1 protein-coding gene is annotated in these 1,156 nt (G+C 63.3%); it reads right to left on the bottom strand.

Annotated features, from left to right (window positions below):
* On the bottom strand, positions 1 to 1,156 hold a 1,156-nt coding region (locus NKJ08_RS38735; protein ID WP_352786408.1), incomplete at both ends, for an amino acid adenylation domain-containing protein.

Here is a 1,156-nt window from a genome sequence, read left to right as displayed (position 1 = left end):
TTGCCGTCCGGCAGATAACGCGCCAGATCGCCGGTCTTATACAGCCGATCGCCTTCCACAAAGGGACTGGCGATGAACCGCTCCGCCGTCAGATCGGGCCGGTTCAGGTAGCCACGCGCAACGCCGGCCCCGCCAACGTAAAGCTCCCCCACCGCCCCGAACGGCACCGGCGCGCCATGACCGTCCAGAAGATACAACCGCGTGTTCGCAATCGGACGCCCGATATGCGGCACAACGTTGTCACTGAAGAGCCGTCCCGAGGTTGCCACGACGGTAACTTCCGTCGGGCCATAGTTGTTTATTAACTTGAGAGGCGACGGAAGCCGGGAAGGCACACGCTGGAGACGATCACCGCCAATAAGCAAATACTCCAATGTGGGATTTATTTGCTTGTCTTCTAACGCGGTTGTAGCCAGCGGCGTGACTAAAAAGGCGGTCTCCAGCGATTGATCACACCACCATTGCAGTAGAAGCAGGGGATCTCCTGCTGCTGCTCTTGGCGAGAGCAGCAATGCGCTACGATTGGATAATGCAGACCACAGCTCCCAAATGCTGGCATCGAATGCCACTCCGGCCGTGAGTGCGCAGCAGGTTTCTCGTTGCCGACAGAACGTTTGCACATGCCATGCTGTAAGATTGACCAGGTTGTGGTGCTCGACCATGACGCCCTTTGGGGTTCCGGTTGAGCCGGAGGTGTAGATCACATAAGCGAGATGGCGTGAGGTCAGGCCAAGGGCGCGCGGCTCGGGATCGCAAGCGGGCAGTTCGGCCCAAGCCGGGGTCGCCGTCTCCAGATCGACCACGCTCACATCGACAAGCGCCTCGGGGCCGAGCGCGGCGCGGCCGGCCGCATCGGCCAGCAGCAGCCGCGGCGCCGCATCCTCGACAACCTGCCGCAGCCGCGCGCAGGGATAGGCCGGGTCCAGCGGCAGATAGGCGCCGCCCGCCTTGAGGATCGCCAAGACACCCACCACCATCGCCGGGCTGCGCTCCAGGCAGATCGCCACCGGCTGGTCCGGCCTCACCCCGAGCGCGATCAGATGATGCGCCAGCCGGTTGGTTCGCGCGTTGAGCTCGCCATAGCTCAGGCGCTCGTCCTCATGGACTACCGCCAAAGCCTCCGGCGCCTGGCGCACCTGCGCCTCGAACAGCTCGT

Source organism: Mesorhizobium sp. M0244 (genome assembly GCF_040321795.1).
Lineage (GTDB): Bacteria > Pseudomonadota > Alphaproteobacteria > Rhizobiales > Rhizobiaceae > Mesorhizobium.
This window is presented reverse-complemented; position numbering and strand designations above follow the sequence as displayed.